Source organism: Rhodohalobacter sp. 614A (assembly GCF_021462415.1).
GTDB lineage: Bacteria > Bacteroidota > Rhodothermia > Balneolales > Balneolaceae > Rhodohalobacter.
In genome coordinates, this window is the sequence record NZ_JAKEDS010000002.1 from 949,814 (window position 1) to 968,984 (window position 19,171).

Annotated in this window: 19 protein-coding genes; 8 read left to right on the top strand and 11 right to left on the bottom strand. The window is 40.4% G+C overall.

Annotation, left to right across the window (positions count from 1 at the left end):
• The first annotated feature begins 102 nt into the window (after positions 1 to 102).
• From L0B18_RS12830 to L0B18_RS12845, 4 genes are read left to right on the top strand one after another with little or no spacing between them, the layout of a single operon-like run.
• The gene (locus tag L0B18_RS12830; protein ID WP_234572186.1) at positions 103 to 537 is read left to right on the top strand and encodes an ATP-dependent zinc protease family protein; all 435 of its coding nucleotides are present in this window, start codon (positions 103 to 105) and stop codon (positions 535 to 537) included.
• Between the two features lie 9 nt (positions 538 to 546).
• Positions 547 to 1,482, top strand: a complete 936-nt coding sequence (gene rimK, locus L0B18_RS12835) for a 30S ribosomal protein S6--L-glutamate ligase (RefSeq protein ID WP_234572187.1) — start codon at positions 547 to 549, stop codon at positions 1,480 to 1,482.
• Positions 1,475 to 2,425, top strand: a complete 951-nt coding sequence (locus tag L0B18_RS12840; RefSeq protein ID WP_234572188.1) for a succinylglutamate desuccinylase/aspartoacylase family protein — start codon at positions 1,475 to 1,477, stop codon at positions 2,423 to 2,425. Before rimK ends, L0B18_RS12840 begins: the two co-directional genes overlap by 8 nt.
• A gap of 10 nt (positions 2,426 to 2,435) precedes the next feature.
• Positions 2,436 to 2,774: a DUF952 domain-containing protein gene (locus L0B18_RS12845; protein ID WP_234572189.1), complete on the top strand. Its 339-nt coding sequence runs from the start codon at positions 2,436 to 2,438 to the stop codon at positions 2,772 to 2,774.
• Positions 2,775 to 2,887: 113 nt separating this feature from the next.
• Here L0B18_RS12845 and L0B18_RS12850 read toward each other — a convergent pair whose 3' ends face one another.
• The 5 genes from L0B18_RS12850 to der form a co-directional block, all read right to left on the bottom strand.
• Positions 2,888 to 3,349, bottom strand: coding sequence for a redoxin domain-containing protein (locus L0B18_RS12850; protein ID WP_234572190.1), 462 nt, complete (start codon positions 3,347 to 3,349; stop codon positions 2,888 to 2,890).
• Positions 3,346 to 3,951 carry a hypothetical protein gene (locus tag L0B18_RS12855; protein WP_234572191.1) on the bottom strand — a complete coding sequence of 202 codons (606 nt, stop codon included), beginning with the start codon at positions 3,949 to 3,951 and terminating at the stop codon, positions 3,346 to 3,348. The genes L0B18_RS12850 and L0B18_RS12855 overlap by 4 nt, the downstream gene beginning before the upstream one ends.
• Before the next feature lie 10 nt (positions 3,952 to 3,961).
• Entirely contained in the window at positions 3,962 to 4,516 is a 555-nt protein-coding gene (locus L0B18_RS12860; protein WP_234572192.1) for a hypothetical protein, read from the bottom strand.
• 17 nt (positions 4,517 to 4,533) lie between these two features.
• Positions 4,534 to 5,226, bottom strand: a complete 693-nt coding sequence (locus tag L0B18_RS12865; RefSeq protein WP_234572193.1) for a NuoI/complex I 23 kDa subunit family protein — start codon at positions 5,224 to 5,226, stop codon at positions 4,534 to 4,536.
• Between the two features lie 97 nt (positions 5,227 to 5,323).
• Entirely contained in the window at positions 5,324 to 6,631 is a 1,308-nt protein-coding gene (gene der, locus L0B18_RS12870; protein ID WP_304622019.1) for a ribosome biogenesis GTPase Der, read from the bottom strand.
• A gap of 133 nt (positions 6,632 to 6,764) precedes the next feature.
• On the opposite strand from der, the gene L0B18_RS12875 reads away from it, so the two are divergent.
• The gene (locus L0B18_RS12875; protein WP_234572194.1) at positions 6,765 to 6,998 is read left to right on the top strand and encodes a hypothetical protein; all 234 of its coding nucleotides are present in this window, start codon (positions 6,765 to 6,767) and stop codon (positions 6,996 to 6,998) included.
• A gap of 244 nt (positions 6,999 to 7,242) precedes the next feature.
• Here the strand turns inward: L0B18_RS12875 and L0B18_RS12880 are convergent, their stop codons facing one another.
• The 5 genes from L0B18_RS12880 to L0B18_RS12900 all read right to left on the bottom strand — a co-directional run bounded on the left by L0B18_RS12880 (position 7,243) and on the right by L0B18_RS12900 (position 15,248).
• Positions 7,243 to 8,370 (bottom strand): Gfo/Idh/MocA family protein, encoded by a 1,128-nt coding sequence (locus L0B18_RS12880; RefSeq protein WP_234572195.1) that lies wholly within the window; start codon positions 8,368 to 8,370, stop codon positions 7,243 to 7,245.
• A gap of 38 nt (positions 8,371 to 8,408) precedes the next feature.
• The gene (locus L0B18_RS12885) at positions 8,409 to 9,257 is read right to left on the bottom strand and encodes a sugar phosphate isomerase/epimerase family protein (RefSeq protein WP_234572196.1); all 849 of its coding nucleotides are present in this window, start codon (positions 9,255 to 9,257) and stop codon (positions 8,409 to 8,411) included.
• A 12-nt stretch (positions 9,258 to 9,269) separates the two neighbouring features.
• Entirely contained in the window at positions 9,270 to 9,668 is a 399-nt protein-coding gene (locus L0B18_RS12890) for a plastocyanin/azurin family copper-binding protein (RefSeq protein ID WP_234572197.1), read from the bottom strand.
• A 154-nt stretch (positions 9,669 to 9,822) separates the two neighbouring features.
• On the bottom strand, positions 9,823 to 12,858 hold the full coding sequence (locus L0B18_RS12895; RefSeq protein WP_370647574.1) for a PVC-type heme-binding CxxCH protein: 3,036 nt from the start codon (positions 12,856 to 12,858) through the stop codon (positions 9,823 to 9,825).
• A 398-nt stretch (positions 12,859 to 13,256) separates the two neighbouring features.
• Complete coding sequence (locus L0B18_RS12900) at positions 13,257 to 15,248, bottom strand: ATP-dependent helicase (RefSeq protein WP_234572199.1); 1,992 nt, start codon at positions 15,246 to 15,248, stop codon at positions 13,257 to 13,259.
• A gap of 140 nt (positions 15,249 to 15,388) precedes the next feature.
• Here L0B18_RS12900 and L0B18_RS12905 point away from each other — a divergent pair, with 140 nt between their 5' ends.
• The 3 genes from L0B18_RS12905 to L0B18_RS12915 all read left to right on the top strand — a co-directional run bounded on the left by L0B18_RS12905 (position 15,389) and on the right by L0B18_RS12915 (position 17,799).
• Positions 15,389 to 16,624, top strand: coding sequence for a potassium channel family protein (locus L0B18_RS12905; protein WP_234572200.1), 1,236 nt, complete (start codon positions 15,389 to 15,391; stop codon positions 16,622 to 16,624).
• Between the two features lie 42 nt (positions 16,625 to 16,666).
• Positions 16,667 to 17,176 carry a DinB family protein gene (locus L0B18_RS12910; protein WP_234572201.1) on the top strand — a complete coding sequence of 170 codons (510 nt, stop codon included), beginning with the start codon at positions 16,667 to 16,669 and terminating at the stop codon, positions 17,174 to 17,176.
• 80 nt (positions 17,177 to 17,256) lie between these two features.
• Positions 17,257 to 17,799: a hypothetical protein gene (locus tag L0B18_RS12915; RefSeq protein ID WP_234572202.1), complete on the top strand. Its 543-nt coding sequence runs from the start codon at positions 17,257 to 17,259 to the stop codon at positions 17,797 to 17,799.
• Between the two features lie 103 nt (positions 17,800 to 17,902).
• Here the strand turns inward: L0B18_RS12915 and L0B18_RS12920 are convergent, their stop codons facing one another.
• Positions 17,903 to 19,042: a mechanosensitive ion channel family protein gene (locus tag L0B18_RS12920; protein WP_234572203.1), complete on the bottom strand. Its 1,140-nt coding sequence runs from the start codon at positions 19,040 to 19,042 to the stop codon at positions 17,903 to 17,905.
• Positions 19,043 to 19,171 lie beyond the last annotated feature (129 nt).

Below are 19,171 nucleotides of genomic sequence, written 5' to 3' on the forward strand. Positions count from 1 at the left end.
GACTCATGAAGAAATGTTCTTCAATTGGGATTTCTGCTAAAATAGGAAATGCTTGGAAACCATAAACAACGTATTTTCAAAACTTGAAAATAAGGAACAGGATTGCAGGAAAACGATAAGAAAATAACAATTGGCCGGATCGAAAAGATAGACTTGCCCAATCTGTCTTTGTTCAACCTTGATGCCAAGATAGACACTGGAGCTTATACCTCAAGCCTTCATTGCCATCATATAGAACCGTTTAAAAAAGACGGTAAAGATTGGGTCAGATTTTACGTATTGGATCCGGATCATCCGGAATATGAAGAGACACAATACGAATGTCCGATTTTTAAAATAAAGCCGGTTAAAAGTTCAAATGCTCAGGTTGAAGAACGCGTGGTAATCAAGCAGAAAACCAAATTCTCACGATATCACAGAACAATTGAGTTATCCCTTACGAACCGGTCGGAGATGAAATATCCTGTACTTATAGGACGTAAGTTTTTAACAGGACATTTTATTGTAGATGTATCTAAAAAATTTTTATTAAAATAGTATAATTTAATGTCAGACAGTCAATTAACCATAGTCATACTATCAAGAAACAAGAATCTTTATTCATCGAAACGCCTCATTGAAAGTATTGAAATGAGAGGGCATAAAGCTCTCGTTTTAGATCATCTGAAGTGTGACATTGTTATTGAACAGGACAAACCGGCCATCTATTACAATGGAGAAAAAATTAAGGATGTTGCGGCTGTAATTCCCAGAATAGGTGCATCTGTAACTTTTTACGGCGCATCCGTTGTTCGTCAGTTTGAAATGATGAACGTGCCTTCAGCGGTTGAATCACAAGCTTTGGTCCGATCAAGAGATAAGCTCAGAAGCCTTCAGATTTTAGCCAGGTCAAATGTGGGAATGCCTAAAACGGTTTTCACAAACTACAGTAAGGAAGTCACAAAAATTATTGATAGTGTTGGCGGAGCTCCTTTAATCGTCAAATTACTTGAAGGAACGCAAGGTTATGGAGTTGTGCTCGCACCAACCAAAAAAGCTGCAGAATCGATGATTGAGGCTTTTCACAGCATGAAAGCCCGCGTGATTGTTCAGGAATTCATTTCAGAAGCAAAAGGTGCCGATATACGTGCGTTTGTGATTGGAAATAAGGTTGTCGGGGCGATGAAACGCCAGGGCAAAGAAGGAGAATTTCGATCAAATTTGCACCAGGGGGGAAGCGGCACTCTCATAAAATTAAGTAAAGAAGAAAAAGAACTCGCACTAACGGCTGCCAAAGCGATGAATTTGTCCATCGCAGGAGTTGACATGCTTCAATCAGACCGTGGCCCTTTAATTTTGGAAGTGAATTCATCACCAGGGCTTGAAGGCATCGAAAAAGCGACGGGGAAAGATATTGCCATTGAAGTGATCAAATATGTTGAGAAATTGATTGAACGTTCCAAAAAGAACAATGGACGCCGTAGATTGAAAAGCGATGCCTGATATTATCGAAATTAACGGGGAAAAAATTGGCAGGGGTGAAAAGAAGGAGTTAGATCTTAAAATTGCCCGGTTACCAACTTATACAAATATCGATCTGCCGGTGAGAGTCATCAGGGCAAAAGAGCCCGGACCTGTAGTATTATTGACCGGCGGGCTTCACGGAGATGAAATAAATGGTATTGAAATTGTTCGTAGCCTATTGGCTAACAAATACTTAAACCTTGAGAAAGGATCGATTATTGCGATTCCGTTAATGAATGTTTATGGTTTTATACAGAATGCGAGGGGCGTTCCGGATGGGAAAGATATTAACCGAAGTTTTCCCGGTAGTAAATCCGGATCTTTAGCAAAATTAGTGGCTTACACCATCATGAATCAGATCATTCCAAAAATAGATTTTGGGATTGATTTCCATACGGGCGGAAGCAGCCGATCTAATTATCCCCAGATTCGTTGTGTTCTGGATATAGAAAAGAATCTTGAGCTGGCCAAAGCATTTGCACCGCCGATTATTCTTCATTCCCCGTTAATCGATAAATCATTCCGAAAAGCAGCTTATAAAAAGCGTAAGCACATTCTGGTTTATGAAACCGGTGAATCCATGAGATTTGACGAAAATGGAATTCAGGAAGGAATAAACGGTACTCTAAGGCTCTTAAAACATTTGGGAATGATAGATGAAGCCCCCGAACCGCATCATCCTGAAATCTACGAGAAATCAGACTGGGCGAGAGCTTCGTTTGCCGGTTTGTATCATGCTAAAGTAAAACTGGGTGATTACGTTGAGAAAGGAATGATTTTGGGATTTATTACTGATCCGTATGGAAATGAAAAGAAAAAAGTTAAAAGTCGTTTTGATGGACGGATTATCGGAATTAATAATTGCCCGGTCGTTCATAAAGGCGATGCCATTCTACACATAGCAACACAAAGAAGACAATAAAATAAATTATATGAGCTCAAATCTAATTTTTCATGTAGTATCGAAGCGACAGTGGCAGGAATTTAACCAGGGCGGTTATTTCAGGCCTGAAGGAAGCAGATATGAAGACGGCATTGCCTGCGTAAAAGCAAATAAATTGAAAGAGTATATTAATGAACATTTCAAAGGCAGGCGGCAGGTACTTTTGTTGGTAATTGACAAAGCCAGACTGGTGAGTAAAACGGAGTACAATCAGGAAAAAGAGTACATTTTAGTCCAGGACAAGATTAATATGGATTCTGTGCTTGACAAAATTTTTGTCAAACCAAATAAAGAGGGAATATTTGACGTGGATGTTACCGAGGATTAACCATCAATAAAAAAGACGAACCCATTCTGAGTATTATATATTTGTCGTATAATATATATTATGTAAAGTAAAGATGAGGTTATATTATTAAATCTTGGCTATCCTCTTCCCTTTTACTTATCTAATGCTTTCTGAATGGCTTTAAAATCAGGCAGATTGCCATCGTCTTCCAACACTTCGGCGTATTCAATCATCCCCTCATGATTGACAACAAAGGCTGAACGCATAGAAACTCCTTTCATTCCGAAGTAATCTTCATCCAAAACACCAAATTTCCCGGAGACTTCTTTATTAAAATCACTAAGTAACGGATATGATAAATTATTGGCTTTTTTGAATTCCCTAAGGCTATAAAGGCTATCAACACTTATTCCTATAATATTGGCATTCAGGGAGTTATATAGCTTCATGTTATCACGAACTGTACAAAGTTCTTTCGTACAAACGCTGCTAAATGCCAGCGGAAAGAAAAGAATGACAACTTTGCGGCCGTCATTTAGTAAATCAGATAGAGATACGAATTCCTTTTGTGTGTTTTGTAGTGAGAAGTCCTGAACCTTATCTCCTTTTTTCATGAATCAATGGATTGGTTTTCGTTAAATAGCAGTAAGTCGGAAAAAGAATACATACAGGCAATCATTCCCAATGAGTTGGTAATTCCCCAGGCCCATTCAAAAACGATGTAATAATTCTGCAGAATCCAGTAAAAAGTAAATCCCCATAGTAAAAGTATCACTCCCAGTATTGTAAGAAGTTTATGCTGAAGTTCTTTCACATATCCAACAGTCAACAGAATAAATACAAGAATGGATACGCCGTGAAGCGACATTAAAATAATTTCCTTCATTATTTCTGTCTGCATTACAATCAACTCCGCAATGGGTATTAACAACGGAATAAACACGATGTAATATGGATACCGAAAGATGACTGGCTTTCTTTGGCGGATAAAAATAAGGTAAATAATCAGCAGTAAAGACAAAGCAAACGATTGCAAAAAGATATGAAGATTTGCCTGGTACGGAATATTGGTTGCCACCGAGATATCCCCTATCAGCCATCCAAACAAAGCGGTTAAGCTGAGATATTTAATGTCACGGGTTGTGGAAGGAAATTTCTTGTAGACAATCGCAAGCGAAACGACTACCGTAATAATTGAGAAAAGTTGCGTCCACAAAATAGTCAGCTTAAGAGGATTTCTGTTGAGAGGCTTTTTTTTCGATCTCTCGTTGATGTTGCCGTTCGTTTTGGTATATCAATACAAGGTCGGCAATTTCTTTCAATGTTTTACGCTCATCCCGAATCATTTTGCTTGCCAAATCAAAAAGGCATAACAACTCTCCTCTATCCCCTCTTAATTCTTTTTCCCAATCTATAAGAGAAATTCGTTTAAAAACATTAATGAGTGCGGCCCGATGTTTGATGATTTTACTGAGCGTTTTCTGAATATTGATCTCCTCTTCATCGGTTATTTCCTCAAAAGTATCTTTATAATGTTCGAAATCAGAAAGCCTGACCAATCTGTTTTCAGAAATCACCCTTTCGGTGATGGGCCTGTAATAGTTCGCCTGGGCATGATCAATCAGCTTGAGCATATTGTAAATAGACAATCCCTCGGGCGGGGTTTCGGAATATGGAACAGCGTCTATTACATATTTAAGAGCTTCGGCTTCATCCAGAAGGTATTCTGCATCGCTGAGTAACTCGTTTACTTTTTCTTGCGTAATTTCCTGGTTAGTCATTCTATATATGATCTATCTTACACAGACCAATTTGATGACGCCTCGGAAGCATCGTTTTTCTTCTGTTGTTCAAGCATATCAACAAGCGAAAGTCCCGTATTCCATTTCTGATCTCTGTCTCGCACGGAATGGATGTTGTTTTCTTCCTGGAAGTCCCAAAATTGGCCAAACTGGTTATTTTTATATTTTTTCAAAAAATCGAGCCGTTCTTTCAGGTCTTCTTTCGGCACCAAAAGGCGGCTTTTGTCATACACTGCATCCTCTCTTGATTCAAAAACAATGTCGTAATCCTTACTCATCACAATCGCTTCTTCGGGGCACACTTCTTCACAATATCCGCAGTAAATACATCGCAGCATATTAATCTCGAATACATTTGGATATCGCTCTTTTGGATCATCAGCTTTCTCATCGGCCTGCATACTGATTGCCAACGGTGGACAAGCACGTGCACAAAGGCCACAAGCCACACATCTCTCCTGTCCGTCATCTTCCACCAAAACCGGACGCCCACGAAATATATCCGGCGGACTCCATTTCTCTTCAGGATAATTCAAAGTAAATGATGGTGCAAACATCTGTTTAAAAGAATACCAAAGTGCTTTTAGGATTTCCGGGATGTAAAGCTTTTCAAGAAATGATAATGTGCGCTCCCGTTGGTAATCTTCACTTAGAGCATTTGCTACCGGCTGATCAAGATTATTCTGCATGCTATAATTTAATTATAAGTATGCCTTGGGATTAACAACTCAGGTAAAATAACCCTTTGGACAATTCTGTTCAAAGATTATTATGCGATTTTAATTGCTATTTCTGCCGGAATACCATGGTGATTGGCACTCCTTCGAAACCAAAATATTCTCGCAACTTGTTTTCTAAAAAACGTCTATAGTTGGGTGGGAGTTCCTGAGGATTATTCATAAAAAATTTGAACACCGGCGGATTCGATTTCACTTGCACCGCATACTGAATTTTTAATTGTCTTCCCCTTTTGACGGGCAGCGGGCGTTCTTTCAAAATTTTTGCAATGGAATCATTCAGCTGTGGAGTGGAAATTTTCTTTCTGCGCTGTTCAATCACTTTTTTCGAAAAGTCGAGTACTTTCTCAATCCGAAGCCCCGTCTTGGCCGAAATGGAAATAATTGGAATGTAGTCCAGTGTTCGAACTTTTCCGTAGATATATTGCTCGAATTCTTTCAGAAGATTGGTATCCTTATCGGGTACGGTATCCCATTTGTTGAGTACAATGATTATCCCCTTGTTAAAGTTTTCGGCCTCGCGCAGAATTCGTTTATCCTGTTCGTCGAAGCCCTGCATGGCATCGAGCAATAGCACCACAACGTCGGCTTCTTTAATGGCCCGGTCGGTACGAACCGTACTGTAAAACTCAATATTCTCTTTTACTTTGGCTTTTTTCCTCAGTCCAGCCGTATCCACAATAATGTACGTCTCCCCTTCATACTCCAGCCTGCTGTTGATTGCATCGCGCGTAGTACCCGGAATTTCGGTTACAATACACCGATCACTTTTCAGCAGTGCATTCATCAGGCTGCTTTTGCCAACATTGGGCCGGCCCACAAATGCAATTTTAGGATATTTTTCCTCTTCTTCCCCATCTTTATCCGGAAGTTGTTCAACAACCTTATCGAGAAGATCCCCTGTACCGGTTCCGCTGATTGATGAAACGGGGTACATTTCTTCAAAGCCAAGTCCATAAAATTCAACGGCTTCTAACCGTTTTTCTTCATTATCGCATTTGTTCACAACCAAGAGAACTGGTTTTTCCTGCTTTCGAAGAATTTCTGCCACGGCCTGGTCAAGCGGATGCATGCCGGTTTCCGTATCAACCACGAAAAGAATCACATCTGATTCATCAATAGCCAGATGAATTTGTTCGCGAATACCTGAAGTGATGGCATCCGATTCGTCCGGCAGATACCCGCCTGTGTCAATCACAGAGAAATTTTGTCCATTCCAGAAACTCTCGCCGTAATGGCGATCTCGTGTCACACCGTACTCGTCGTGCACGATGGCTTTCCTCCGGCCGATTAAACGGTTAAAGAGTGTTGATTTTCCTACGTTTGGACGGCCTACTATAGAAACCGTTGCTGGCATGATACTGTATATTTAAAAAATGAATTCCAACTCAAAAAAATGTACCGAACTTTATAGATAATGTTGCGATAACCCATTATGTTTGAGAGGAGATGAATGTCTCGTAAAGTTAAGAATTTTTTAAACAAAGCATATGCTTGAAACACTGCATGGATTTTTTGGATTTGCCGGGTCGTTAATCGTCTCTTTTTTGATTTTTATGTTCTTTGTTTTCTGGATGGCAGGAGTTGCCGGAATCGTAGAAGGTGACCGAAAAACATCCAGACAGATGTTATTTTATGCTCTGGCCATTTTTATCCCTGTCTATCCTGTTATCTGGCTTGTCTCGGATATGATTCGCCAGAGAAAACAGTTACGGAAATTGTAGAATAGTACATAGCTAATTGAGCATTGAGGTTAACAAAGGTGTTCTCATTCAAAATACAATTCTGGCAGGTTTTTAACCTCTCTACCATTCATAGATAATTTGTGTGCCAACAGTCATTTTTTGATAACCTAATCACAATTTTTTAAATATATAATCCCGAACAACTTTCATTGTCCGGGATAAGGTGTTGTTAAACATCAATTAAAGTAACATGTGCCGGTTTTTCCAGTTATGGAAAATGATGTTATCCCAATGTAAATTCTGGCAGTTTTTTGATCTCTCCACCACTCATGGATGATTCGTGTGCCAACAGTCCTACACAGGTCCAGTTAGCAGACTGAACTGCATTGGGATACGGATCTCGATCTTCAATAATCGCACTGACAAATTCATGAGCCAAGTGCGGGTGAGAGCCTCCGTGTCCGCCTCCCTGGATAAAGGACAGATGTGCTGAGTCTTCTGCATCATACACGCCGGCTTGGGTGAATGCCTGGATTTCTTCCGGCAGACGATGTCCATAATCAGGAACTTCCACTCGTTCAGCAATTTCGGGTTCAGGCTTCTTTGCTGTGTGAATAACTGGTTTCTCTCCCTCAATCAATGGCCATTCATACGATTTCTTCGATCCGTACGCATCAAAACTTTCGCGGTATTGGCGGGCCGTATCAAACAAACTTCGGTAAATGTGGGCGGATACATCAGAACCTTTCAGCTTGATGTGAGCCGATTGTACCGCAAATGAACAACCGGATTTCTCAGCTAATTCCTCGCTGATTTTTCCCGACCCGAAGCAGGATACATATTCTGCGGGTTTGTTCATCAGCCCAAGTACCGGACTTACCACGTGTGTGGCATAGTGCATCGGTTTCATGCGCTCCCAGTATTCCGGCCATCCTTCCATATCTTGTGGATGGCTGGCTTGAAGGTATTGAATCTCACCCAGCTCTCCTTTTTCATACAACTCCTTCACAAACAAAAATTCACGGCTATAAACCACCGTTTCTGCCATCGTATATTTTAACCCGGTTAGTTTGACTGTATCTACGATCTCTTCACACTCTTCAATAGTGGTGGCCATGGGAACAGTGCAGGAAACATGTTTGCCGGCCCTCAGAGCCATCAGCGAGTGTTTGGCGTGTAACTGAATGGGCGTGTTGATATGAACGGCGTCAATCTCCGGATCTTCCAGCATCTGCTCGTAGGAAGTGTATCGATTCTCAATGCCAAATTGATCCCCAATTTTATGGAGTTGTGATTCCGTACGCTGACTGATAGCGTACATATTTGCATTTGGGTGGCGTTGATAAATCGGGATAAATTCAGCTCCAAATCCTAAACCTACAATAGCTATGTTTACTTGTTTATCAGTCATGGTCAGATAGTTTTTATTTTTGTTTTTTAAGGGAATTGTTACGCTAAAAGGTTTTTTAGAAATGAAAGTCCGTCTTTAGCCAGTTGATCCGGACTTTCTGCAAGTGGACGCCAAATTGCAGCGGCTTTTGCCAGTAGTTCATTATCTGGCGTAAACGTTTCGATGATAATATGCTGATCGTACCCGATCTCATTCAGTGCAACGGCAATTTCATCCCAGTTGAACTGCCCGGTTCCCGGAGTCCCGCGGTCATTTTCAGCCACCTGAAAATGATACAGGTTATCCCCTGCTGTTCGTATAGCATCACCAAGATTTTTTTCTTCAATTCCGGCATGAAAAAGATCAATCATTACCTTACAGTTTGGGTGATTTACCTGATCAATTACATCACAGACCTGGCTGGTTAAATTCAAAAAACTTGTTTCAAATCGATTCAACGCTTCCAGGCAAATCGTAATGTTTTTTGATGCGGCATAATTAGCCACCTCCTGAAGTTGAGAAACCAAAAGTTTTGTTTCCATTTCTCGCTGAGCATCACTAGCGTCCCAAAGACGCCCCACTTCTGATGCCAGTGGTCCCACAAAAAGTTCAGAACCCAGTTCTTCGGCCGCATTAAGAGAATCCTTCATATATTTCATTCCTGCATCTCGTACCGACTTGTCTGGATGAATCAGATCTCTCCCCCCTCCCATAGCCGCACAAGTAGTAAGCGTTAACCCGTTATCTTCAACAACTTTTCGTGCTCTTTCGCAATCCAGTTCTTCGGGAGCTTCCAAAGGAATTTCTACGGTATTAAATCCTAAATCGGCAATTCGTGGAGCATATTCCTCGATTACTTTGTTATTTACAGGGGCTGTCCAAAGCCAAAGGCTGACACCAAATTTCATAGATTCTGGGGTTTATTCTGAAATTAAATCGCCTTGCATCATCGTAAAATGACCAGCATACGTACAAATATATGGATAGGTGCCTGGAGGCGGAACCGTAAACGTTACATACACTGTTTCACCTGGTTTTGACAAGGACGTATTGGCAATAATACGTTGCTGCATCGCTTCATCTTGAGGGATGTACTCCGTTTGTGAAGCCTGTAGTGCAGCCACACCTACCGGGTTAATATCCGAGCGCTGTTTCACGATTACAACGTTATGAGGTAAATCCCCGCGATTGATATATTTAATGGTGAGCGTGGAACCTGCTTTTGCTCGGATCTCCGTTACATCATAACTCAGATTAGCCCCCACTGATCCCACAACAACTGTATCTCCATCTGCTGTGTTTAGAGAGGGCTTCTTCAATTTGACGGCATAAGCATCCAATGAAATCAAATGGGTAATGAGACATATAAAAACGCAAACAGTGATCGTTTTTAATGTTGGGTAAAGATAACTTCTGCTAATCATGTAAATCGTTTCTAATCATTAATGAATGAATCATTTCATATCAAAAGATTTAGGGGGTCCCAAATAAGTTCGGATTTCCCCAAGTTTCTGCAAGAGTATTTAAATGTTCATGAACATCTTCAGGTAGAACATCTCTTAAACCGCTAAGCTGGCTGGAAACTTCAGCGCTAAATTCCGGGACAGAATCGTCCGGCCATTCCGCAGCAAGTCCAGTAACAAAAGCCGAAGCGATTGCAGAATCAGCTGATGTAAGTTGAACGAGAAAATCAGACACCGAATTGCCTGGTGAGTCACCCAAGGCATAATGCGATGCAATATTTTCTACGACAAATCCAACATTTGCTTTGTATGTGCTGTCGGCATTTTCAGGCAGCTGTTTTTGCAAAATCTGATCCAGAAAGCTGATCTCATTATTTGCAGCCGCCGCCATCGAAGCATGTTGAATCGCTTTGTCTTTGGCACTTCGCTCAAGAACTATAAGTTCCGCAACAGATTTTCCAACTTGATCGGAAGCAGGCATTTCTGCTACAGCTAAAAGCGCGGCAAGGCGAACTTGAATATTTGATGCTAACATCTGTTCTACCGGGAGAGTGTAATTCATCTCTCCGGGTACAACACTCAAGTTTGGTAAAAAGTCGGCCGCTAAAATAGCCTGAAGAGATTCTTCCGTTCTGGGAAGTGTCATCAGTGCGGCTCGGCGAACAGAAGGTGCAGGATGATAAAGAGCTGAAATTACAGCGTCAGTAACGTCCGAGTTTGAGCCATCAAGCGCTCCTAATCCTTTTAGTGTCCAAATGGAATGCAGTGCGCCAGGGTTTAATTCTAATTCATCAATGCTTTCATTTTCAATGAGTGAAATGAGATGTGGGACAACATCCAGATCTCCCCGTTCAACAAGTAATCGCTGCGCGGTAAGCCGCCAGAACATATTATCGTTTGTTAGTGCATTAGCCAGTTCTTCGGCGGAAGCATCCTTCAGATTTATATTCTGTGTGTGATCTGCATTTTTATTGACAATTCTGTAAATCCGGGCATGATCCTGGTCGCGTAAGTCATTGACATAGGCATTTCCTTCACCCGTTTCTCTGCCTTCTGGTGTTGGATTATGTTGAATCACCAAGTTATACCAATCGACTACCCAAAGAGCACCATCAGGTCCTACCCGGGATTGAATCGGTGAAAACCATTCGTCTTGGCTGGCAAGCATGCTTCCCAAGTTTTTAGCTTTAAAACTGCTGCCATCCTCTTCTATGAGAAATTCTCCTAGCAAATGCCCTGTAGGTTCAGCTATAAATGCATGCTTATTCCAGTACTCTTTTGGAAAATCGCGTGCTGTGTACATCTCAAAGCCAGAACCCGAAGTATAGCGTCCGTGCTGATCCACTTGGCGAACTTCGTCCAAAAGTGGATAAATTCGGTTTGAATTGGCAATCATTTGAAGTCGTGGTGTTTGCCCGAAACCTCGAATGTTATTATAAAATCGGTTCGGTATTGCACTGTGCAGAGGAACATCCCTATTTGCGGTTGATCCAAAAATCACTCCCTCTTCATTGAACCCGATTCCCCAGGTATTATTTGTTGTATTTGATATGTATTCTAAATCGGACCCATCAGGCTGAAAGCGATAAAAACCACTGCTAAACCGGTATTCTTTTCCTCCAACAGTCCCTTCAAAAGCAGAATAACCAACGGTTCCCCAGATTTGATTATCAAAACCATACCGTAAGTTGCTTGGGCCGGCATGGGTATCAAATGTGCCCCATCCGGTAAATAAAACTTCTCGCTCGTCGGCTTTGTCGTCGCCATTTGTGTCTTTAAAATAGATAAAATCGGGTGACTGAGAAACAATCACTCCGTCTTTATATAAAGCAAGACTTGTTGGAATATTCAATCCCTCAGCAAAAACGGTAACCTTGTCGGCTTTGCCGTCTCCATTTGTATCTTCCAGAATTTTAATTCGGTCATTACCTTCTCTGTTCTCCGTGAATTTGTTCGGATAATCCACCGTTTCCGTCACCCATAATCGTCCTTGTTCATCCCATGTCAAATCAATAGGATTAATAACCTGATCTTCGGAAGCAAACAGTTGAACTTCAAAATCAGGATCAACCAAAATATGTTTTTGGGACTCTTCGGGAGTTAAAGGATTTTGAATTTTAGTAATCGGATCGCCCACGGTTCCCCAAGGCTCTCCGGGCGGATAATAAGGAAGTTCGCCTTCCCCAAATGTAAAAGACGGCATATCTAATTCGGCCTCTAATGCCCAATCACCAACGGTCCATTTAACGCCCTGCTCTATTAATTGCTTAAATTCTTCTTTTCCCCAGGTTCGTTGATCGTGTCCCCATGCTGTATAAAACACACGGCCATCTCCCTGCTCACGAACCCATGTCCATGGCTCTTCATGCTGACCTTCAACTCTAACTGAAAGAACCTCTTTGTCGGGGTTATGTTTCATGTGAACATACGTTTCGTCCCAACTTTCAAAACTTGATACCCCCTGAATTGCCGGATGGTCTGGTAAAAGCCGTTTAGTTGAAAATGTACCCGTTCCATGAGCTTTAAAAGCACCACCAATCAAATTGATATAAGCATCAGATTCGGGAAACATTGCAGACGCCGAATGAATTGCTACAAGCCCTCCACCATTATTGACGAAATTCAAAAGTGCAGATTCCTGTTTTCCAGATAGCCCGGTTTGATTCCCGTAAAAAATTAATCCATCAAACTGATTAAGACGGTCCGGATTCAAATCTTCCATCCGATGAGTGTAATGAATGTAAATCCCACGACTTGCTAAATACGGGATAAGCTGCTGTGATCTTTCCATCGGTTGATGGTGCCCGTCGCCACCTAAAAACAAAATTTCTATCTTTGAAGCAACTTCAGAGGATTCTTGAAACGCAAGCCCTTGTTGAACTGTAGACAATAGAATGCATAACATTAGGAAAGGAAAAACTTTTTTTCTGACTGTGATGTTACATACTATCATATTTTTGACCAGTATTGAATTATAGATTGAGTTCATAAAACCATATTTAAACATCATCATCAAAAGATGATAATATTTTTGCGTTGATTTCATGACGTATTTTAGGAAACTAGTTATTGGTAAACCGAGCTTTAAAAAGAGTTATTTTTTTCTTTAAAGCATGATTGCACTCATTTTATTACTACCGAGTGTTTAAATACTGCTTCTTAATGTAGTAGGTAAATTTAAAGTGTGCAAATAACACTTTTAAAAAACTTTGTAAAAATTATAAAAAACCGCTTCTATTCCTATATAGGACATTAATTTTTTATTACTAACTCCTCAAAAGTCAGGTGCTATATGGTATCGGTTACTTAATAAATTCAAGAATGAAATGCTTTAAAATTCACTTTCGCAGATAAAACGTGATTTAATAATCAGATTTCTATTTCTGCAAAATCATAGAAACTTCTTCGATCAACATACCTTTACCATAACACAAAGTAGTTTTATTACTTTGCCTTCTGCACGCTTTCACTCTCCTCCACCAATAGCCACGGCTCTAAATAGTCTTTCTCGATATCCTCGATGAACCGTGACGGATTGGTAAAATAATCTCCATAGCGACTTTGAAAAAGCGCGGGATAGGTTATAAAAAGCTGTTCTTTGGCACGGGTGACGGCCACATACAAAAGCCGAATTTCTTCATCCATCTGTTCTTCATCTTCGATGGCGTAACCAGATGGCAAAATTCCATCCAGACATTGGATGAGAAATACGGTGTGCCACTCCAATCCTTTGGATGAGTGAATGGTACTGAGAATCAGCGGGGATTCATCTTTTTCAGTCGCTTCAGTATCAATGGCGGTGGCTTCAATCGGATCGAGGGCGATCTCTTCGATCATTTTTTCGAGTGATTTATACGTTCCGGAAATATCCACAAACGTCTCCAGATCTTTCATGCGTTTGGGATGATCATCAAACCGTTTCTTGCAGAATTTTTCGTAATAATCGACAACAGCCTGTAATTGTTCGGGTACAGAACCATCCAGTTTTTTGAGCTGTGAAAAGAGATCGCCCAACGCTTTCAATTGTTTTAGATAACGGTCGCTGATATTTGGTGCCTGATCCGGTCGATACGGATTCCCTCCTGTCTGAGCCCAGGAAAACAGATCTTCAGCCGTTTTCGGACCGATCCCATCAATCAGCATCAACACCCGGTTCCACGCAATGGTGTCTTTCGGATTGATCATCACCCGCAAATGTGCCAGCACGTCTTTAACATGAGCAGCTTCCGTGAATTTTTGTCCGCCATATTTGATGTATGGAATATTCTTTTTGTTGAGCATCACTTCCAGGTCAAACGAATCTCGTCCGTTTCGAAACAGGCAAGCGATGTCGTTCAGTTCATATCCTTGCTCCCGCAAATTCAGAATCATCTGTGTGATAAACCGGCTTTGATCATTCATATTTGCCGCTTTCACCAGTCCGGGCAGATCTCCCTCTTCGTTGATCGTATACAGTTCTTTTTCAAACTTCTCGCCGGCTTGTTTCAATACACGATTCGCCACATCCAAAATTCGCTGCGTAGAGCGATAATTCTCTTCCAGTTTGATGATTTTCGTATCCTCAAAAAGATCGGGATATCGCATCATATTTTTATGATCGGCACCGCGAAACGAGTAGATACTTTGGGCGTCATCCCCGACAGCCATCACATTATTATGAACGCTGCTGAAGAGTTGCGTGAGTTCGGCCTGGAGAGCATTTGTATCCTGGTATTCGTCTACCAAAACGTGTTTGTGCTGTGCCGCCACTTTCTTCCGAACCTCCGGCTGGTCACGCAGTAGATCCCGTGTTTTGACCAACAGGTCGTCGAAATCCATCACGAAATTTTGTTCTTTGTAGGCAGCATATTTATCAGCAAGCAGTTCGATGGTTTCAGTATAATTCACAAACTGCGGGTACTGCTCTTCAATTACATCGCGGACAGTCATCTGCTTGTTGACCGATGTACTGAAAATATTATAGAGCGTAGATTTCTTGGGAAACCTTTTTTTCTTCGTGGGAATATCCATCTGGCTTCGGACCAGGTTCACGGTGTCCATCGCATCACCGGCATCGATAATGGTAAACTGCTCTGGATAGCCGATTTTCTCTGCATAGCGATGAAGAATCTTGCTGCAGTAATGGTGAAACGTCCCTCCTTCCACACGCTGACACCGTTCGTCCAAAATCTGGCTGGCACGACGAAGCATCTCGCTGGCGGCACGACGTGTAAAAGTGAGAAGCAAAATCTGTGTCGGGTCCACCCCGCTTTCCACAAGACGTGCCACCCGGTAGACCAGCGTTCGGGTCTTTCCGGTTCCCGCCCCGGCCACAATGAGCGCCGAACCCTCATCAAACATGACCGCCTCCAATTGCGCCTCGTTGAGAAGGTCCCCATACTGAATGGAATACTCCGCGGGGGTGATATCTTCTTGGGACAGGACAAATTTCTTCATGCCTTAAACTACAGAATTTTGTATATATGTAAAAAGTATGGAAGATCTATTTTATTACCTCATTCAATAGTACTTGAATTACAGTATCATTCATTTCATTATGAAATTTCTAAATTCATTCATTTTTAATATTTAAAAGTATGGTCGACAAAAAATCTAGTATTTCATATGAAGATTTTATTTATAAAAAAAACAGACTATATCGTTTTTTAAAAAATGGTTCAAAGGAAGTGGAGTATCTTAAATCGCAAGCAAATGATTTACTTGAAGAAGTTCGTTACATATATAAAGATGAGGGAATTTCAGATCTACAATGGGTTGTCAATGTTTCTGAATTTAGAGAGTTTTACAACGGTTTAGAGTTCAACTATGATCGTGCTAAAACGGGAGGTTATCGTATTCATGACAAACGTATTCCATATAGGAATCATATTTATAAGATGGATTATAAGTTATGGGATAGACTTTATAGAAATGGAGTTTATTCAATTTATGACTGTGAGTTAGAAATCGATGACTATCATCTAAGAAACATAGCTTACTATAATTTTTTATATCATTATTCAAACACCGGTTTATTCCAACTTAGACCGCTGGGAATATTAAGCTATCACTTTGAAAATACCTCTCAAGTTAAATCATACGATGACTGTATTAGTTTAGCCTCACGCTATTTGAATGCATACCATACACTCAAAAAGTATGAATATGATTTAAAGCATAGTAAATATTCAGATAAACTAAAGATTCGAAGAGAGCTTATTGAAGGTGCAATAAAAACATACAAATATGCATATGACCGTGCTTTTGAAGCTAAAGACAATAGACTTCAGAGTATTTTTTACTTTCATATTATGAAATCAAAAGAGTTACTCAAAAAAGAGAATATCCATTATTATATAAGCAAATCAGGTAATTATGCCCGGATTAAGAATAGATATGATTCTAAGTTTTCACAATATTTATCCGAATATATATTTGGACAAACTGATTATTTTATAAATATCTTAAAATATCTGGGTCTTAAATTATTAAGATTATTGTGTGGATATGGAGAGCGCCCTCAAAACGTAATTATTTCAGGGGCTTTAACTGTCCTTTTCTTTTCACCATTGTTTATGATTAATGGTATCAGAGTTAATGAAAAAGTTATTGATTACACTTTAGATGTTACTTCCTTTCCTACAATCAACTACGAATATCTTTCAGATATAGGTAATTCATTATATTTCAGCATGATTACTTTTACTACTCTAGGTTACGGTGACGCAAGTCCTATTGGATTAAGTAAACTATTTGCATCGTTAGAATCTTTTTTTGGGGCTATCTTTATTTCATTGTTCATTTTTACTCTTGCGAGACAAGTACAACGATAGTTTCACTAAAAATTAGTTTACTAAATAACTGCTACGATTAAATTGCTAACTCTCCTCAAACAAAGTCTCTGGAATCAATTTGGTGCAAGTATCGATATGGTTGAAAATGCCATTTCACATTACCCGGAAGAACTTTTAGAATCTAATAAACGGCTCTTCTACAACATCTATCATACCCTGATCTTCCTGGATTACTACATGACGATTCCGTCAAAAGACTTTACGTCTCCTCTTCCTTTCACACTAAAGGAACCGGAGGAGATTCCCGAAGAAGCATTGGATGATGTCATTCCTGACCGGTTCTACACCAAGACGGAATTACTGGATTATTTGCAGGTCAGCCGGGAAAAAGGCTACGAAATCATTTCGAATCTGACCGAGAAAAAAATGTCTGAACGATTCATAGAAGAGGAAGAAGGCGGCAAGGATTATCCCTTCATAGAAATCCTGATGTACAACATGAGGCATGTTCAGCATCATGCGGCGCAATTAAATCTGATCCTAAGAAATGAAATTAATGATGCTCCAAAATGGGTTCGGCGGGCAAAGTAGGTGACGAAAATCTTTTTTTTAATTACATTACTTCTTGAGAAGTTTGTTAAGGTTAAAATTATTCATCAACTCAAACTACCATGAAACGAGTAATTATCCCGCTGGTTTTACTTCTGCTGGTTTCGTGTTCAACCGTGGATAACGATACAAAAGAAGTGATCACAACAAAAAACCTGGTTTTTCAAACGGATCAATCATCGTACACCGCAGAAGTTTTAGAAAACTTTCCTCCGGCTTTCTACGGTTTTACACTGATTGCCCGATTCGAGAATAAGACAAATCAAACACTCTATCTCAATCGTTGCGATGTGGATTCGTCTCATCCAAGATATGTTTTCAAACTCCATCTAACTGAAAATCCGCAGTCGCCTGCTCACAATATCATTTTTGCATGTGCCGGCCATAATAACCCGATTACGGTCAAGTCCGGATCAGTACGAATTGATACGCTGGATGTTCGAAGTCCCCAAATGTGGGATCATGCGACAAAAGAGCCGATTGGCATTTTCGAGGGAACTTTCCAACTGGTTTACGATGTGTGGACGTGTAAAACCGGTGACAGATGTGATTTGCCAGATTCGCTATCGACCTCGAATGAATTTGAAGTGCAACTGGCTGATTGAAACATACTTTTGAGTATCAATCAAGAATTACTTCTCCCAAAAGCCAGGATTGTCTAAGGCAACTCATTGGCGTACTCTTTTATTTATCCAATATCAAAAAAGGCTATTCAACTGGTGAATCTGATGAAGAACTCACTTCTTCTTCCTTCGAATCACCATTCTCAGCTTTCAAATCCAGTTCAAACTTTTGTCCGTTTTCGTTTCTTACATAGATGGTTCGGGTTGGGAAGGCAATGTCAACGCCCATCTTTTCGAATCTTTCGTAAATCTGAAAATTGTAATCCTGCTGGATATCCATATACGTATTGAAATCCGCACTGTTGATGTAATAGCAAATCTCGAAATTCAGACTGGAATCGCCGAACGTTTTGAAGTGAGCCCGGTCAAAATCAACAATATCCTGGGTTTCTACAATTTCTTTCAGCACGCCGGGAATCTGGCGGAGTTTGTCAGCAGGTGTTTCATACGTCACCCCAACCGAAAACACAATACGGCGGCGTTGCATTTTCTTGTAATTATGGATGCGGGAATTCGTCAAGTCGGCATTGGCAAAAACCAACTGTTCTCCGGAAAGTGTCCGAATGCGCGTGGTTTTAATGCCGATCTTATCCACAATTCCGTTCTTATCATCAATGATTAAGAAATCTCCGATTTCAAAAGGTCGGTCAAAAAAGATCACAAAGTAGTTGAACAAATCGCCCAGAATATTCTGCGCAGCAAGGGCGATGGCAATACCTCCAATTCCAAGACCGGTGATAATGGCGGTGACATCGTACCCCAAATTATCAAACAGGAAAACAAAGCCGAGAGCCCAAATGATGATGTTGATGATCAGCATTACTCCGCCTAATTGTTTCACCTTTTCCTCTCCATTCTCCTGTCGTCTCACATACTTTCGAAGAGCCAGAAGTACGATGCTGGAAACCAGTCTCACAGAGAAGTAGGTGAGAATTACGATGTAAGCCGCTTGTATGGCATTACTCACATAATTACTCAAACTCAGCGTCATAACTGCAGCATAGATGATGCTGAAGTAAATAATCGGGATCACAAATCTATCAAAACTCTCAAAAACGTAATCGTCAATGTCATTTTCAGTTTCACCAATCCATTTCTCTATTCTCTTGAGTACAAATCGTTTGAAAACTTTCACAATAAAAATTCCAAGAATAATTGCTCCCAGAACCAGCAAATATTCCTGAACGGTGTTTCCGATAAAATTCTGACTTAAAAATGATTCCATTAAACTCTTATTTTATTTTGAAAAAGACTTTATGTTTTGTGATGACGCAATTATCACTAACGCCAAACCGTAATTTATTACCGTAAAATTTAAAAACTTCTGGCTTTTGTATCTAATGATATCTCGATC

Bases quoted from the DNA above. Each gene is read 5' to 3' on its own strand.
- L0B18_RS12840 (WP_234572188.1), top strand. From the start codon at position 1,475: ATGCCTGATATTATCGAAATTAACGGGGAAAAAATTGGCAGGGGTGAA.
- L0B18_RS12845 (WP_234572189.1), top strand. From the start codon at position 2,436: ATGAGCTCAAATCTAATTTTTCATGTAGTATCGAAGCGACAGTGGCAG.
- der (WP_304622019.1), bottom strand. From the start codon at position 6,631: ATGCCAGCAACGGTTTCTATAGTAGGCCGTCCAAACGTAGGAAAATCA.
- L0B18_RS12875 (WP_234572194.1), top strand. From the start codon at position 6,765: ATGCTTGAAACACTGCATGGATTTTTTGGATTTGCCGGGTCGTTAATC.
- L0B18_RS12880 (WP_234572195.1), bottom strand. From the start codon at position 8,370: ATGACTGATAAACAAGTAAACATAGCTATTGTAGGTTTAGGATTTGGA.
- L0B18_RS12850 (WP_234572190.1), bottom strand. From the start codon at position 3,349: ATGAAAAAAGGAGATAAGGTTCAGGACTTCTCACTACAAAACACACAA.
- rimK (WP_234572187.1), top strand. From the start codon at position 547: ATGTCAGACAGTCAATTAACCATAGTCATACTATCAAGAAACAAGAAT.
- L0B18_RS12920 (WP_234572203.1), bottom strand. From the start codon at position 19,042: ATGGAATCATTTTTAAGTCAGAATTTTATCGGAAACACCGTTCAGGAA.
- L0B18_RS12895 (WP_370647574.1), bottom strand. From the start codon at position 12,858: ATGAAATCAACGCAAAAATATTATCATCTTTTGATGATGATGTTTAAA.
- L0B18_RS12905 (WP_234572200.1), top strand. From the start codon at position 15,389: ATGGTCGACAAAAAATCTAGTATTTCATATGAAGATTTTATTTATAAA.
- L0B18_RS12860 (WP_234572192.1), bottom strand. From the start codon at position 4,516: ATGACTAACCAGGAAATTACGCAAGAAAAAGTAAACGAGTTACTCAGC.
- L0B18_RS12915 (WP_234572202.1), top strand. From the start codon at position 17,257: ATGAAACGAGTAATTATCCCGCTGGTTTTACTTCTGCTGGTTTCGTGT.
- L0B18_RS12900 (WP_234572199.1), bottom strand. From the start codon at position 15,248: ATGAAGAAATTTGTCCTGTCCCAAGAAGATATCACCCCCGCGGAGTAT.
- L0B18_RS12885 (WP_234572196.1), bottom strand. From the start codon at position 9,257: ATGAAATTTGGTGTCAGCCTTTGGCTTTGGACAGCCCCTGTAAATAAC.
- L0B18_RS12865 (WP_234572193.1), bottom strand. From the start codon at position 5,226: ATGCAGAATAATCTTGATCAGCCGGTAGCAAATGCTCTAAGTGAAGAT.